Source organism: Caballeronia sp. NK8 (assembly GCF_018408855.1).
Taxonomy (GTDB): Bacteria; Pseudomonadota; Gammaproteobacteria; order Burkholderiales; family Burkholderiaceae; genus Caballeronia.
Map to the genome: position 1 here is coordinate 165,087 of NZ_AP024326.1, position 16,146 is coordinate 181,232.

General features: G+C 61.6%; 13 protein-coding genes. 7 read left to right on the forward strand and 6 right to left on the reverse strand.

Annotated features, from left to right (window positions below):
- Positions 1-17 precede the first annotated feature (17 nt).
- Positions 18-2,414, reverse strand: a complete 2,397-nt coding sequence (locus NK8_RS33545) for a phosphoketolase (RefSeq protein ID WP_213233755.1) — start codon at positions 2,412-2,414, stop codon at positions 18-20.
- Positions 2,415-2,849: 435 nt separating this feature from the next.
- On the opposite strand from NK8_RS33545, the gene NK8_RS43055 reads away from it, so the two are divergent.
- The 4 genes from NK8_RS43055 (at position 2,850) to NK8_RS33560 (ending at position 4,970) form a co-directional block, all read left to right on the forward strand.
- The gene (locus tag NK8_RS43055; RefSeq protein ID WP_225936596.1) at positions 2,850-3,032 is read left to right on the forward strand and encodes a hypothetical protein; all 183 of its coding nucleotides are present in this window, start codon (positions 2,850-2,852) and stop codon (positions 3,030-3,032) included.
- A gap of 98 nt (positions 3,033-3,130) precedes the next feature.
- Positions 3,131-3,358 (forward strand): MipA/OmpV family protein, encoded by a 228-nt coding sequence (locus tag NK8_RS43060; protein ID WP_225936597.1) that lies wholly within the window; start codon positions 3,131-3,133, stop codon positions 3,356-3,358.
- Between the two features lie 245 nt (positions 3,359-3,603).
- A complete protein-coding gene (locus tag NK8_RS33555) occupies positions 3,604-4,392 on the forward strand; it encodes a hypothetical protein (protein WP_213233756.1) in 789 nt (262 codons plus the stop codon).
- Between the two features lie 356 nt (positions 4,393-4,748).
- Positions 4,749-4,970: a hypothetical protein gene (locus tag NK8_RS33560; RefSeq protein ID WP_225936624.1), complete on the forward strand. Its 222-nt coding sequence runs from the start codon at positions 4,749-4,751 to the stop codon at positions 4,968-4,970.
- Between the two features lie 146 nt (positions 4,971-5,116).
- On the opposite strand, the gene NK8_RS33565 is transcribed toward NK8_RS33560, so the two are convergent.
- From NK8_RS33565 to NK8_RS33575, 3 genes are read right to left on the reverse strand one after another with little or no spacing between them, the layout of a single operon-like run.
- Positions 5,117-6,361: an NADH-quinone oxidoreductase subunit F gene (locus NK8_RS33565; protein ID WP_213233758.1), complete on the reverse strand. Its 1,245-nt coding sequence runs from the start codon at positions 6,359-6,361 to the stop codon at positions 5,117-5,119.
- 21 nt (positions 6,362-6,382) lie between these two features.
- The gene (locus tag NK8_RS33570) at positions 6,383-8,029 is read right to left on the reverse strand and encodes an FAD-binding protein (RefSeq protein ID WP_213233759.1); all 1,647 of its coding nucleotides are present in this window, start codon (positions 8,027-8,029) and stop codon (positions 6,383-6,385) included.
- Between the two features lie 3 nt (positions 8,030-8,032).
- Positions 8,033-8,683, reverse strand: coding sequence for a 2Fe-2S iron-sulfur cluster-binding protein (locus NK8_RS33575; RefSeq protein ID WP_213233760.1), 651 nt, complete (start codon positions 8,681-8,683; stop codon positions 8,033-8,035).
- A gap of 107 nt (positions 8,684-8,790) precedes the next feature.
- On the opposite strand from NK8_RS33575, the gene NK8_RS33580 reads away from it, so the two are divergent.
- A complete protein-coding gene (locus NK8_RS33580) occupies positions 8,791-10,233 on the forward strand; it encodes an anion permease (protein ID WP_213233761.1) in 1,443 nt (480 codons plus the stop codon).
- Positions 10,234-10,353: 120 nt separating this feature from the next.
- Here the strand turns inward: NK8_RS33580 and ptsG are convergent, their stop codons facing one another.
- Positions 10,354-12,144: a PTS glucose transporter subunit IIBC gene (gene ptsG, locus NK8_RS33585; RefSeq protein ID WP_213233762.1), complete on the reverse strand. Its 1,791-nt coding sequence runs from the start codon at positions 12,142-12,144 to the stop codon at positions 10,354-10,356.
- Between the two features lie 13 nt (positions 12,145-12,157).
- A complete protein-coding gene (gene ptsP, locus NK8_RS33590) occupies positions 12,158-14,692 on the reverse strand; it encodes a phosphoenolpyruvate--protein phosphotransferase (RefSeq protein WP_213233763.1) in 2,535 nt (844 codons plus the stop codon).
- A 267-nt stretch (positions 14,693-14,959) separates the two neighbouring features.
- On the opposite strand from ptsP, the gene NK8_RS33595 reads away from it, so the two are divergent.
- Entirely contained in the window at positions 14,960-15,172 is a 213-nt protein-coding gene (locus NK8_RS33595) for a hypothetical protein (RefSeq protein WP_213233764.1), read from the forward strand.
- Positions 15,173-15,341: 169 nt separating this feature from the next.
- Positions 15,342-16,037: a CBS domain-containing protein gene (locus NK8_RS33600; protein ID WP_213233765.1), complete on the forward strand. Its 696-nt coding sequence runs from the start codon at positions 15,342-15,344 to the stop codon at positions 16,035-16,037.
- Positions 16,038-16,146 lie beyond the last annotated feature (109 nt).

The following is a 16,146-nucleotide window of genomic DNA, read 5'->3' on the forward strand; positions in this document are numbered from 1 at the left end:
CCACCCCCGTTCGGATATCAAAACGGCCACACCCATTCCGCGATTTCCGGCTTGTCGGTGCCGTGCGTGTGCGCGTAATCCAGATGAGAGATGACCGCGTTCTTCATATCCTCTCTCAGATGCGCGGTTCTACCGCGCAGGCGCGGCACGCGATCGAGCACATCGATCACGAGATTGAAACGATCGACCTGATTGAGTATCGCCAGTTCGAGCGGCGTGTTGATATTGCCCTTCTCTTTATAGCCGCGCACGTGCAGATTCTCGTGATTGCGGAACCGGTAGGCGAGCCTGTGGATCAGCCACGGATAGCCGTGGAAATTGAAGATCACGGGCTTGTCGATGGTGAACAGGCTCTCGAAATTGCGCACGCTCGAGCCGTGCGGATGCTCCGTGTTCGGTTGCATCTTGAAGAGATCGACTACGTTCACGAAGCGCACCTTGAGCTCCGGCAGACGCTCGCGGAGTATGGCGGTCGCGGCGAGCGCTTCCTGCGTCGCGACATCGCCGCAGGACGCCATGACCACGTCGGGTTCGTCGTTCTCGTCGTTGCTCGCGCGGCGCCACACACCGATGCCCTTCGCGCAGTGGACGATCGCCTCGTCGATGGTCGTGAACTGCAAATGCTTCTGCTTGTCCGCGACGATCACATTGATGCAATCGCTCGAGCGCAGGCACTGGTCGGCCACGACGAGCAGCGTGTTGGCGTCCGGCGGCAGATACACGCGCGTCACTGAAGGGCTCTTGTTGGTGACGAGATCGATGAAGCCCGGATCCTGATGCGAGAAGCCATTGTGATCCTGCCGCCATACGGTGGACGAGAGCAGGATGGTTTCCGACGAAACCGACGCGCGCCACGGCACATGGTTCTTGCAGATGTCGAGCCATTTCGCATGCTGATTGAACATCGAATCGATCACATGCGCGAATGCTTCGTAGGTGTGAAAGAAGCCGTGTCGCCCTGACAGCAGATAGCCTTCGAGCCAGCCGAGCAGCGTGTGTTCGGAGAGCATTTCCATGACGCGGCCATCGCGCGACAGCTCGCCGCCGTCCGCGTCTTCCGGAAGGAGATCGGCCATCCAGACTTTCTTGCTGACTTCATAGATGGCCTGAAGGCGATTCGATGCCGTTTCGTCGGGGCCGAACACGCGGAACCTGTCCATGTTGCAACGCATGACGTCGCGCAGGAACGCGCCCAGCGGACGCGTGTTTTCGTGCTGGATCTTGCCGGCCTGACCGACGTCGACGGCATAGGCGCGGAAATCGGGAAGCTTCAGTTCCTTGCGCAGCACGCCGCCGTTCGTGTGGGGATTCGCGCTCATGCGTCGCGTGCCGGTGGGCGCGATCGCCCGAATCTCCGCGCGCAGCCTGCCGTCGTCGTCGAAAAGCTCTTCGGGCTTGTAGCTCTGCATCCAGCGTTCGAGCACCGCGAGATTCGCGGGATTGTTATGCACATCGGAGAACGGCACCTGATGCGCGCGCCACGAGCCCTCGACCTTGTGGCCGTTGATTTCCTTCGGGCCGGTCCAGCCTTTCGGCGTGCGCAACACGATCATCGGCCAGCGCGGCCGCTCGACGTCCTTACCGTTGCGCGCTTCGTCCCAGATCGCGCGGATCCCGGCGGTCGCGGCATCGAGCGTTTCCGCCATCTTCCGATGCATTTCGGCCGGATCCGATCCCTCGACGAAATAAGGCCGGTAGCCATAGCCGACGAACAAGGCCTCCAGTTCCTCGTGGCTGATGCGCGCGAGGATCGTCGGATTGGCGATCTTGTAGCCGTTCAGGTTCAGGATCGGCAGCACGGCGCCGTCGCGCGCGGGATTGATGAACTTGTTCGAGTGCCAGGCCGTCGCGAGCGGACCGGTCTCCGCTTCGCCGTCGCCGACCACGCACGCGACGATCAAGCCCGGGTTGTCCAGTGCCGCCCCATAGGCGTGAGAGAGGCTATAGCCAAGCTCTCCGCCTTCATGAATGGAGCCCGGGGTTTCCGGTGTCACGTGTGAGCCGATATGACCGGGAAAAGAGAACTGCTTGAAGAACTTCTGCATGCCTTCTGCATCTTCGCTCTTGTCCGGATACACCTCCGAATAGGTGCCTTCCAGATAGGCGGGGCCGAGCACGCCGGGCGCGCCATGACCGGGTCCTGCCATGAAGATCACGTCGAGATCGTCGCGCTTGATTACGCGGTTCAGATGCGCCCACGTGAACGAGAGAGCGGGGCTCGCGCCCCAGTGACCGAGCAGGCGTTGTTTAACGTGCCCGGACTTGAGCGGCTCTCGCAGCAGGGGATTTTCGATGAGAAAGATCATGCCCGCCGAAAGGTAATTGCACGCGCGCCACCATGCATCGACGAGTCGAAGTTCATCGCTCTCGGGAACGGGCTTTTGCGGTGCGTCGCTTCTGGAGTGCTTGCTCATAACGACGTCTCCATTCAATGAACGTGCATCGGAATGTATGTCGCATGTATCCGCGCGGCGTTGCACCGCGCACAGGGGCGAGGACTCGGAGCGCCGCTCGTGTCATCGACGGCCTTGGATGACCCTTCGATATAGAGTCGATATCATGCACGGGCATGAAATTCAAGTAGCGCAGCTTGGATCGATCTCAATGCTCGATTCCATCGAGACACCGGGTAAGTCAGTATTGAATGTCTCTCGCCGCCTGACGCTGCCTTATTCCATATTGTCAGGTTCGCTCGCCATTTCCCCGTCGCGTTCGTATGCGCGAATTAGCACCGGTCGCAGCGGCAGAAATCTTGAACATGGCCAAGGCCTCCCGGCTCATGTCGTCCCTGCTGTCTCGTCTGCCGCTTATCCTGTCTGCATGGAGCGTTGGATTGCCGGTTGCCGCGCGTGAATGATGCCGTTTTCGAAACACATCATGTTTCGACCACGCTGGAAGGGGGCGGATTCGTAGGCTACGAGTACAGTCACGTCAACGATGTGCCGTATCGTCTGCGGGTTGAGGTCACCGTTGTCACCAACGCCGGAAACACCTATACGGGCGCGCGCGTGTCGTTGAACACGAGTGCCTGAGTTCCGTTGCATTCGCGCGTGTTCGTCGGCGGCGGAGTGGGGTGCGACGTAGCTAAGTGGCGGTTTTAACGAAACGTATTACGGCGTCGCGCCCGAGGATGCGCAGAAAAGCGGTCGGTCTGCCGGTCTTTAAGCCCGAGGGCGGTCTCAATCAACTGGTTGGCTGGATCGCCGGGATATATCAACCGAGCCCGAAATGGTATGCAGGCGCGATGGTGTACTACCAGCGGCTGATGGGCGAATCCGCAGCGAGTCCCATTGTGGCGCAGCGCGGTACGCGTAATCAGTTGACTTACGGCGTGGGTATCGCCTATGCCTTTCAATGAGCGGACTGGAACCGCAATCCGTCGATGCTCAACTCACTACGCCGCTCGGTTCTTTCTTGAGAAGTCGCGCCCCCTTGCCGCAGGTCGGAACGAAAGCAGTGTCGATCGGGGCTTTGCTATGATCCGACGGATAAAAGAAAAGTCGCCTTCGATCCATTGCGCCTATGCCTTTGGCTGAACTATCTTTGATGAGGGACCCCGCGAACAGCTTCTGCGGCAGGACGATCATCGAGTGCGAATGTGACATGAAAGCTTTGGTCGGTGGTCTGGCTGCTTGTCTGCTTGCGTCGATGTCGGTCTTGCAAGTCCGCGCCGCAATTCGATACGACGAGCTATGGCTTAATCCATCGATCGCGCTCGATCGCTCGCTGGTACCGGAAGTCGCAAATGGTCGCTCGGTCTATGACGAAATGCTGGTGGCGAACGGGATTGATCCTTCATCCGATAAAGGCAGACTGATTCTCACCTGGATCGCGCGCATTAATGCTGATTCGATGGTCAGAGGAAACGCGCACCGATCGAGCAGGCTTTTCCTGAATCCACGCACCCGTGCCGAACTCATATCCGACGGTCTCGAAAGACTGTCGCCGGATTTGCGCTTGCAATACGTTTCGCTAATCGCAAAGTTCCTCGACACGCTGGTTCCATTCGATTGCTTCGGCTTGAACAACATGAGCGCCGTCGTCGATCGAATCTCCCTGAGCGCCATGTCGGAAGCCGACATCGACGCGTACTTCCGCGTGTTACTGGCTGCCCTCAGGGCAAGCGAGTTGGAAACGCGAATCGATATTCCCAGCGCCCAGCAATATGAAGATGCCGACGAAAGCCTAAGGCGCTCGCTGCTTGAGCAACTCGGATACCTTCCAGCGAATATCGCACGCTACGTGGCCTATTCTCAAAACCCGAGTGCCGCGGCACCGGTCGATGCATGTTGGGGAATTCGGGTGACCATGCACGCGATCCTTGCACTGCCCGACCCTGAACGGGACATCGTATTGCGGCGGACGGTTCGGTCCCAGCGTGAGGCGCATTGAGCAGGCTGGCCGTTAGTCGATGTTTTCAGGGTGCGCTTCGCTAAATGACAACCGGATGAGTTGATTCCCCGACTCAAAGCGACTGATGGCTTCAGTCCTGTTGCAACACGTTTCGATATCTCGCAGTCCGTGAGTTCGCTCCGATGTTTGCACGTTCAATTCCTTGAATTCATTAAGGAGTTCGCATACTGTGAGCGAGTCGGCATTCGACGTTCTTGTATTGTTTTTTTCATTGCGCGGTGCGCGGGGAAAGATGAAACTGGCGCACACGAAGTTGATAACAGGCAAGAAGAGATTGAGAGGCGATCATGAAGTATTTGAAAGGAGCGGTTGCGTTGCTGGCGATCGTCCTCGCCATGAATGGGGTGGCGCAGGTTGCAGCACAGCCGGATCAAGGGACTGCTCAGCCTGAGCACAACGATGCGATCGTAAAGATGCGAATGGAAATCGCTGCAGCCAATAAGAAGTACAACCAGAAGGTCGCGGCGGCGAAGAAAGTGTTCGATCACAAGAAGGCAGAGGCTGCCAAGGAGCGTGATGCCGCGGTTGCGGCCGCGCACAAGGCCGCGACGCAATGATCGCTTTGTGGGTCCGCCCGAGGGATCTTTCTCTACCAGAATTTGGAGATCAGGCGACTGCGATTTCGTGGCGCCTCATTTGTACGAGAACGGGCAGAGAGGCGATCGTGTCAACATCTTCAGGTCCAGTTCGACACACGGCCAGCCTATGCCATTAGGAGCGCCTCATATTCCTCGCGGAACTGGTCAACCGAACTTTCCACTACTGTCACCGCACCATCGATGAGACCGCAGCGGCCGCTGCCGGGAAGGATCTTGCATAAGTTATCCAGCGCCTCGAGATCGGCGCGTACGCCCCGACCAGTGTCGATCCGGTTGAGCAGTCGCATCAACTGAAAGGTTCCGCCTTTGCAGGGTGGACATTGTCCGCAAGAACCCTGTGCGAAAAAGCCGACGTACTCGGCGACCTTGCGTACGATGCTGCTGCCTTCGGAAACGACGATCATTGCGCCCGTGCCCAGGCGCGACCGACGCTGGCGGACCGAGTCGAAGTCCAACGCTACGTCCAGGTCGCGCCTGGTCAGCAACGTGTTGGACGGACCACCCGTGAAGACCGCCTTGAACTCCTTGCCTTGCAGCATTCCGCCACCATGCTGAAAGACGAGTTCTTCCAGGCTCGTACCCATTGGCAATTCGTACAGCCCTGGGTGCAGGACGTCGCCCGAGAGCGAATAGAGCTTGGTGCCGGCCGCGCCCCCCTTACCGAGGCCTCGGTACCACTGCGCGCCGTACCGAAGAATCCCCGGCACGTGTGCCAGTGTCTCGGTGTTGTTCACGATGGTAGGCGAGCCATGCACGCCATGTTCCGCCGGAAAGGGCGGCTTGCGCCTCGGAAAGGGAAATCCGCCTTCGACGCTTGCGATCGCAGCGGTTTCCTCGCCGCCGATATACAGGCCTGAACTGGGCACTACGCAAAGCGAAACCGGGCCACCGATCTGCTGCTCAATCGCGCAAAAGAGCGGATGCGCCTGCCACTGCTTTACCGCCTGACGAGTGACCATGAGGGGCACGGCCTGGTGCGGATTGATATAAAGCACGACGTGGTTCGCGCGGGTTGCCACCGCCCCAATGAGCGCGCCTTCGATGACCTGATGCGGCGTGTGCTCGAGAAGATAGCGATCCTTGAAGGTGCCAGGCTCGTCCTCGTTGCCGTTACAAATGATGTACTTGTCGCCATCCGGAGCGGCGGCGACCGGCGTCCATTTGCGATGTGTCGCAAACCCGGCGCCCCCCATCCCGCGCAGGTCGGCTTGTTCGATCTCGGCGATGATCGACTCAGGATTTTCCAGCGCCTTGGAGAGTCCGATTCCGCCGCTGCGCGCGAGCCACGCGTCGAGATCGGCGCCCACGCGTATATCGTCCCTTAAGAGAACCTGATTCAGCTTTTCCATCATCGCGCTCCGTGAATTGCCTCAGCGGATGCCGCCGACCGCGCCGCTGCTCACGCTCGCGCGCAAGCCCGCATCGACTTGCAGATCGAAGTGCGCGTAGCTGGGAAAGAGCGATGGAGCTTTGACGTTCAGGGGCAAGCCTGCCAGCGTCAGTTCCCGCTGCCATGCGTGTACGTGGCCGATCCCCGCACGGCTTGCGATGGCGTCGCCCGATTCTGCGGCCTTTGCGGCGGCACGGCGTCCCATACTCAAAATGTCCAGCAGCGCGTTGCCCATCAGGCGATTGCGTCCGTGTATGCCTCCTGTAACTTCTCCGACGCAATAGAGGCCGGGCACACTCGTGGCGCCGTCTTTGTCGATCGCCACACCACCGTTCTGATAGTGGAGGGTCGGATAGACCAGGAAGGGCTCCTGCGCCGCATCGTGACTGCACTTGTGCGCGAGGTGACGCAACGTAACGAGGCGCTTTTCAAGGATGCCCGGATTTTCCAGTTCAAGAGTCGGCGTGTCGAGGAATACGCCCATCTGGCCATCACGTTCGATTCCGCGACCTTGCGCGCATTCACGCAGGATCGCGGAGGCCACGATATCGCGCGGCTTCAACTCATCCACGAAGCGCTCGCCTTCGCCGTTGATCAGCTTGGCTCCCGCGGAGCGCGCGGCTTCTGAGATCAGTCCGCCCGCCAAATGAGGCGGGTACGCGATGCCGGTCGGGTGATACTGGAACGAATCGAGCTCGCGCAGGCGTGCTCCGATCCGATAGGCGAGCACGAGCCCGTCCGCGGTAGCGCCGTAATGGTTCGATGTCGGGAAAGCATTGAGGTGAAGCCTCCCGGCGCCACCCGTGGCGAGGACCACGGCTCGCGCGCGCACGAGTACGAAGGTGCGCCACTCGAGGTTGTAGACGACGGCCCCGGCACAACATCCACGCTCGTCTGACAGCAGTTCGACCACCGGGCAGCGATTCCAAACTTCGACGCCCGAATCGAGCTCTACGGCCTCGCGGAGCACGCGCATCATCTCCAGACCCGTGTAGTCCCGATAGGAAAGGATGCGCGCTGCCGATGCGCCGCCGGGCTTCTTGCGCAGGAGGTCGCCGCCGATAGGCCGATCCTCCTCCTGATCGAACATCATGCCGAGCCGGATGAGCCATCGGATCACATCCGGGCCGTCCATCACCATTTGCGCGACAAGTTCGGGCTCTGCGCAGAAGTGCCCGGCGCGTAATGTGTCCTCGAAATGCAGTTGCGGGCTGTCGTCTTCCCCGATGGCGGCCTGGATTCCGCCTTCTGCCATCACGGTGTTGCTGTCGCCCAGGCGCAGCTTGGTGGCGAGGATCACGCGCGCGCCGTTTCTGGCCGACGTGAGCGCGGCCGCACATCCTCCGCCACCGCCGCCGATGACCAGCACGTCGGTGCTTACGAGCTGCGCGCCAGCAATATCGACGTCGTCGATCAGCGCGTTCGCCTGGAGATAGCGCGCAAGATCGGGCTGACACGGTGCGCCGCGGTTCACCCCGACACTCAGGGCGACGCGGGCATTGGGCCCGTGGTCAGGATGATGGGCCGCGAGGAGTTCATCAACGGACATGTCATCGCGCCGTTGCGTGAGCATGCGACCGGGCTGGTAGCGTCGGCGCGCGTCGTCGTAAGGGATGCCAGCGTGCATGATCTATTGACTGGGTCCGCTCGGCGGGTGCGCGCCGGGCGCATTGAAGTCGATCGTCATTTCACCGCTTTCGATCTGTTGCAGGCGCCGCATTAGATTGGCCGGCCGCAGCGCCGCCGCCGCGGTCATGCGTCGCACGAAAAGCCCGAGATGATTCGGCCGGATGAGTTCGGGACAAGCGAGCGTGCAGAGGTTGCACATGACGCATTCGTCGAAGACCTGTGCCGATGGGGCGAGCTTGCCCTCCACGGCGAGGTTCACCCCACGTTGAACGTCGAGGCCCTTCGGGCAGGCGCGATCGCAGCCGCCGCAGTGACGGCAATGGGACGCCTCAGGGAAAATTTGGGAGACCGCGCGCAACATCTGCCAACTGTCGCCGAGGTTCTCCATGCGATACGTGTGACGCGTCGAGATGGTGAAGTAATCGAGAAAGGCGACCTGCATGCCAGTCTCGATCAGGGTCTCGCAAGCAAGCGCCGTCTTCACCTCCTGCTCGCCGCACCTTCTGACGATGACACGGCACGAGCCGCACACTCCCTGACCCATACAGCCAACACCTTCGACAAGCGTCGCTCCCGCATGCACGAAGGCCTGCAGAATCGAGCAGTTTTCAGGGGCATCGACCTCGCGCCCTTCGATGCTCAGGCTGACCATTTTTTTGCACTCCGCCCTTGCGCCATGCTGGAACCACGGTGGCGAACCCACGGAAAACGACATATAAACCATAGCACACGAGTGATGTTTTCCAAGCGGAGGACGTTATGCCTGCCTTCTGGAAAGCCCTTGCACCCCTGATCGTCGCGATCGTGATCGCGATCATTCCCGCGCCCGGGGGACTGGATCAACATGCGTGGTACTACTTTGCCATCTTCGCCGGTGTGATCATCGGACTGATGCTGGAGCCTATCCCGGGCGCGGCCATCGGCCTCGTTGCAGTGACCGTCGTTGCCGTATTCTCCGAATGGGTATTCTTCAGCCCCGAGCAACTCGCCAAACCAGGCTTCAATGTGGCGAATGCGAGTCTGAGCTGGGCACTTTCTGGCTTTTCCAACGGCACGGTATGGTTGATCTTCGGTGCCTTTATGTTCGCCCTCGGCTATGAAAAGACAGGCCTCGGCCGGCGCATCGCGCTCATGCTCGTGCGGGCGATGGGTCGCAAGACGCTCACTCTGGGCTACGCGGTCATGGTGGCCGATGCCGTACTCGCTCCTTTCACACCGTCCAACACGGCGCGCAGTGGCGGGACGATTTTCCCCGTCATCCGCAATTTGCCGCCTCTTTACGACTCGAAGCCGAACGATCCATCGGCGCGCCGGATTGGCTCCTACATCATGTGGACGGCGATCGCCACCACCTGCGTGACAAGCTCGATGTTTCTCACGGCACTCGCACCAAATCTACTTGCTGCCGAGCTCATCAGAAAGACAGTGCACGTCGATCTGAGCTGGATGCAGTGGTTCATGGCCGTGGCGCCAGCGGGCATCGTGCTGTTGCTGGCTGTACCGCTCCTTGCCTACTTCCTCTATCCCCCGGAAGTCAAGCAGGGCAGCGAAGTCCCTGTCTGGGCGGCGAAAGAGCTGAAGGAGATGGGGCCGCTTACCCGACGCGAACTGATGCTCGGGGTTCTCGTGCTTATTGCGCTTGCACTCTGGATCTTCGGGGACGAGTACGTCAACGCCACGACTGCGGCACTCATAGTGATCGCTTTCATGCTGGTCGCCAAGGTAGTGACCTGGGACGACATGTTATCGAACAAGCAGGCGTGGAACACGCTCGCGTGGTTCGCGACGCTGGTCACGCTGGCCGACGGCCTCAGCAAGACAGGGTTCGTGAAGTGGTTCGCAGGCGCGATGTCGGCCCACATGAACGGCGTTCCGCCAACGATGGCAGCAGTGGTTCTCGTGCTGATCTTCTTTTTCACGCACTACATGTTTGCCAGCATCACCGCCCATACGACGGCAATGCTCCCTGTAATGCTGACCGTGGGATCGACGATACCCGGCATGCCGATGGAGGCGTTTGCGCTAATGTTGGCACTCACGCTCGGCATCATGGGGATTCTGACGCCATACGGCACCGGGCCGAGCCCCGTCTACTTTGGCAGCGGCTATCTGCCCGCCGGTGACTTCTGGCGACTGGGTGCGATCTTTGGAATCATCTACATTGTCGTGTTTCTAGCGATTTGCGTCCCTCTCCTGCTTTGACACGTCGTAGTGCCGAGAGCACAAGTCCCTGAGGTCGGTTGCGGACGGCTAGCCGGATTTCTGCTGTTCGGTTTAAGCTTCGTCGCCAGTGGTACTCGGTGTCCAGACGTAGGACGCTTCCTATATCGCCGATTGCATCGCAGCGGCCAGATTGGGTGCCTCCAGCCCCACGATCAGATCCACCTCACCGTTGGCTAGCGTCTGCGTCGCCGGCACGCCCGCTGCCTTCAACGCATTGCCGTCGAGCCGCGACGCATCGCCGAGCGCAACGCGCAAGCGCGTGGCCGCCAGCGGTTCCATCTTCACGATGTTGGCCGCGCCGCCCAGCGCCGTGCGAATCTTCTCCGCGCGCGCCTTCTGCTGCGCCGTGTCCTGCGCGGGTGCCGCAGCCAGCGCGCTTACGGCGTCCGAAGCCGTAGCGGCGGTCGCGCCCGCCACCGGCAAGTCGGCGTCGCTGCCCGCCTTCTTCAGGTATTCCTGCATGTCGGTCTTCATGTTCTCCGACAGCGGCCCGAAGATCGCCTGTACGCCGTTGCCCACGCGCAGCACACCCGCCGCGCCGAGTGCCTTCAGCCTGGCGTCATTGACAAGCGATGGATCTTTCACAGAGATGCGCAGTCGTGTGATGCAGGCGTCCAGGCTCGTGATGTTCGACCGCCCGCCGAACGCGAGCACCAGATCGCGCGAGCGTCCACCCATTTCGGCGGTGCTCGCCGGGGCGGCGTCGACGGTATCGTCCTCACGCCCCGGCGTCTTCAGATCGAACCGGCTGATCACGAAGCGGAAAACGACGTAGTAGATCGCCGCGTAGATCGGCCCGAGGATGAACACGTACCACGCGTGCGTCGCCTTGTTGCCGATCAGGTTGAACATCAAAAAGTCGATCGCGCCTTGCGAGAACGTGAACCCCATGTGCATGTTCAGCGTATTGGCGACGAACTGCGCCGACGCCGCAAGACACGCGTGAATGAAATACAGCACCGGCGCGACGAACAGGAACGCAAACTCGATCGGCTCCGTGATGCCCGTTAGGAACGACGTCAGCGCCGCCGACACCATCATGCCGCCGACCGCGACCTTCTTCTCAGGCTTCGCGCAATGCCAGATCGCGATGGCCGCAGCAGGCAGACCGAACATCTTGAAGAAGAAGGCGCCCGCGAAAATCCCCGCGGTGGGATCGCCGGCGAAGAAGCGAGTGATGTCGCCATGAACCACCTTGCCGGTCGTCGGATCGAGGAAGCTGCCCGCTTCGAAAAAGAATGGCACGTTCCAGATGTGATGCAAGCCGAACGGAATCAGCAGACGCTCGACGAAACCATAGATGGTCGCCGCCGTGCGTGGGTCGGAGACCGCCGCCCAGTGCGAGAATGCCCTGATCGCGCCGCCGATCGGCGGCCATATGACGGACAGAATCGCCCCGAGCACGATCGAGCCGATGGCCGTGACGATTGGCACGAAGCGCTTGCCCGCGAAGAAGCCGAGATAGGCCGGCAGCGCGATCTTGTAGTAGCGGTTGAACATCCAGGCCGCGAGCCCGCCCGCGAGAATGCCGCCGAACACGCCGGTCTGGATCGACGGAATGCCCATGATCAGCGACGTCTCGACGCCTTCGACCTTCGCGATCACGCCGAGCGTCGCCGTCATCACGAGATAGCCGATGGTCGCGGCGATGCCGGACACGCCGTCGTTCTCCGTGAAGCCGAGCGCGACGCCGATCGCGAAGATCAACGGCAGGTTGCCGAAGATCACGTCGCCCGCGTTCTTCATCAACTCCAGCACGATGGCCGGAACATAGCCGTGGAAATCCGTCGCGCCCAGGCCGAGCAAGAGGCCCGCAACCGGCAACACCGCGACCGGCAGCATCAGCGATTTGCCGACTTTCTGCACCACGCCGAATGCATTCTTGAACATGATTGGTCTCCGCTTATTCTGCGTACGGGGCGAGCAGGGCGCGCACTTCGGCAGCCGTGCCGAGCGTGACCACCTTCGCCGCGAGCTTGCGCGCCTCGTCCATCGTGAACCGCGCGATTTGCGCCTTGATCGAGCCGACCGCGGGCACGCTCACCGACAATTCATCTACGCCGAGTCCGACGAGCACCGGCACGGCCATCGCATCCGATGCGATACCGCCGCACACGCCGACCCATTTGCCGTGCTGATGGGCGCCCTCGACGGTCATGCCGATGAGACGCAGCACCGCCGGATGCAGCCCGTCGGCCTGTTTGGCGAGCTTCGGGTGCCCGCGATCCATCGCGAGCGTGTATTGCGTCAGATCGTTGGTGCCGATCGAGAAGAAGTCGACTTCGCGCGCGAGCGGCTCGGCGATGAGCGCGGCGGACGGCACTTCGATCATCACGCCGATCTTGACGTCGCCGATACGGTCGCCGGCTTCTTCCTGAAGCATCTTCTTCGCCGCGCGCACTTCCTCGATGGCGGCGACCATCGGAAACATGATGTGCAGATTGCCGATCGGCGCGGCTCGCAGAATCGCGCGCAACTGCACGCGGAACATGTCGGGACGATCGAGGCTCACGCGCACGCCGCGCAGGCCGAGGAACGGGTTGTCCTCTTTCGGCAGCGGCAGGTAGGACAGCGGCTTGTCGCCGCCGACATCGAGCGTACGCACGACGAGCGGACGCTCGCGCCCGAGCGCTTCGGCGACCGCGCAGTATTCGGCGGCCTGTTCGTCTTCCGACGGCGCGGTGTCGCGGTTGTCGAAGAGAAACTCGGAGCGCAACAGCCCGACGCCTTCCGCGCCGGCCGCGACCGCTTCGCGCGCTTCCTGCGCATTGCGGATGTTCGCCGCCACTTCGATGCGATGACCATCGGCGGTGACGGCCTGCTTGTTGGCCGCGACTTTCTCTTCCTCGCGCTTCTTCGTCTGACGTTCGATGCGTTCGCGCGCCTTCGCCAGCTCGTCCGCGCCCGGATTGCGCCGCAGGCTGCCGTGCGAGCCGTCGAGGACAACGAGCGTGCCATCAGGCAATTGCAGCGCGCCCTCGTCGACGCCGCAGATCGCCGGAATGCCCAGCGAACGCGCGAGGATCGCGACGTGGCTCGTCGCGCCGCCGGTCGTCGTGCAGAAGCCGAGCACCTTGCTGCGATCGAGCGATGCCGTGTCCGAAGGCGACAGTTCCTCGGCGATGAGAATCGATTCCGCCGGCACGTCGATATGCGCCTGCTTCACGCCCGCCAACAGCGCCAGCACGCGGCGGCCGACATCGCGAATATCGCCGGCGCGTTCGCGCAGCAGCGCGTTGTCGACCTTTTCCAGCATGCTCGCCTGCGCCTCGAACGCGGCGCGCCACGCGAAGCCCGCGCTCTTGCCGTCACTGATGCCGGCGATGGCGGCGTCGTTGAGGCCGGGATCGTCGAGCAATTCCCGATGCGCGTCGAGAATCTGCGCTTTCGACGGATCGGTGAGCTTTGCCTTCAGCGTTTCGATCTGCTGGCGCGCTTCGTGTTGCGCGGCTTCGAGGCGGCCTCGCTCGCGCTGCGGCGCTTCGCCCGCTTCGGCCACGTCGATGACTTCCTGGCGGAACTGCACGATCTTGCCGACCGCGAGCCCCGGCGATGCCGATACGCCGGTGAACTCGTTCGCGTCGGCGGGCGCGGCGTGTTGCGGTGCAGCCGCCGCGGCGGCGGTCGCAGCCGGCGCGGGTGCATCGCCGGGCTTCTCGCCCGAGCCCGATGCGAGCAGGCGCGCGAGCGCGGCGGCGGCCTCGCCCGCATCGGGGCCGGCGGCCTCGACGCGCAGCGTGTCGCCGAACTTCGTCGCGAGCGCCATCAGCGCGACGACCGATTTCGCGTTCGCGCTGTCGCTGCCGCGCAGCACACGGATGTCGGATTTGTATTTCTTCGCTTCGGCGGCGAATACCGCGGCGGGCCGTGCGTGCAGGCCCTGAGGATTCGGCAGCGCAACTTCGTCGGACTGGATCGCGCCGGCCGCGCCGCCGCTCGCCTCGGCGCTTGCGCCGCCGACGATCTCGGCCGACAACGCGACGTCCTTGCCCGCGATGACGAGGCCCGTCGCGGGCATATAGCGCGTGACGAGCTCTTCGCCATTGGCGATGACCATCTGCGTGAGCAGGCTTACGGCTCGCGCGCCCACGACGACCGGATCGAAACGGATCAGCGGCTGGCCCGTGGTGACGGTGTCGCCTTCTTTGACGAGTGGCGTGAAGCCTTCGCCGCGCAGCATCACCGTGTCGAGGCCGATGTGGATCAGCACCTGAAGGCCGCCTTCGCCGGTCACAGTCACTGCGTGCGCCGCGCGATGCAGCTGGGTGATCGTGCCGGGAAACGGGGCGAGCAGTTCGTCGGAAGTGGGATCGATCGACACGCCGTCGCCGACCATCTTGTCTGCGAAAACCGGATCGGGCACGGTTTCGAGTTGCACCATCACGCCGGAAAGCGGCGCCATCAACTCGATCCGTGCCAAACGTCGCGGAGCTTCCATGTGAACGACTCCTTGTCCTTTGACGGTTTGCGGTCAATACCTAAGACGTGCTGGACAATGCCCTGCAGGGACATAAATCGCCCAATATAAATCATAGGCAAAGGAACGACGATTCGCTGATCTACGTATCATCCTCGGGCGAGCGCTGTTTCTAAGACAGGGACTGCAACGAATTCAGAAATTGATGCGAGATAGATAACGTTTACCAATTCAAAGGTAAGGTTCGGGTACAACAGGAACTTCCATTGCAGTCCAGGCTACGCTCTCATGGAAGAAGTGCTTTTTCGCAATCGTCCGTGGTTCTTCACCACACCATTTCGATTGCATGAGACACATATCCTGCGCATACTTGTCGCGCGCTTGATGGCGCATTGTTTGGCCTCGCACTTTGCCCGTCGAGACAGGCGGGCTTTCTTTCTCATTCGTTATGGCGCTTGCGAAACTTCCGTCGATGGCGGTACTGCATGCTGGATGGAGTGACGCGCGTTTGATCGCGGGTAACTAAATCAACGCTACCTTAACGCTTGGTGCATCGCAGGTCTTCTTGTCAGAAGCGGTATCGCGGCGCGATGATTAGGAAATGGGCACGCGATATAGCCGGCCCACTAAGCGTCGTAGTGGAAAACGATAACTTCTCAAGGAGATGGACGTGCGAGCTTCCGACATCATGACGACTTCGATCATCTCGGCCAGTCCGGACATGACAATACGGCACGCTGCAGGGATGATGGTGTTCGCTGGCATCAGCGGGATGCCTGTCATCGACGAGTCCGGCAGGCTGCTCGGAATGGTCACGGAGGGCGATCTCATGCATCGCGTGGAGATCGGGACCGGCGTCAAACAACGCTCGTGGTGGCTCGAGCTCGCGGCGTCGACGACAGAACTGGCGAGCCAGTACGTGAAGGAGCACTCGAGGAAGGTCAGGGACGTGATGACTACCGACGTCTCGACGGTGACTGAGACCTGTCCTGTCGCGGATATTGCCGAATTGCTCGACCGACGGCGTATCAAGCGCGTGCCGGTTATGCGCGACGGAAAGGTCGTCGGTGTGGTGAGCCGCGCCAATCTGATTCGTGCGCTCGTGACGATGGCGCCCGAGGTGCCCACCACGGTGGAGAGCGGCGACAACGCGATCCGCGAAGACGTGTTCGCGGCCATGAAGGATCATCCCTGGGCGCTGGCGCGGGAAAACGTCACCGTCGAAAACGGGATCGTGCATCTCTGGGGGCCGGTCGTCCGCGCGGAAGAAGGCAACGCGATTCGCGTTGCCGCGGAGAACGTGCCGGGCGTCAGAGACGTCAAGGCACACTTCGGTCTTCCGCCGTCCGTTCCGGCGTCGAGTTAGCAAGGGCGAGCGTTGTTTTGCGATGTGGACTGAGTGACGCTGTCCACGACACGTGCATGGGCTCGATCACGTTATCTATGCGCGCTCATGCTGCATGAAGCGCGTCCGG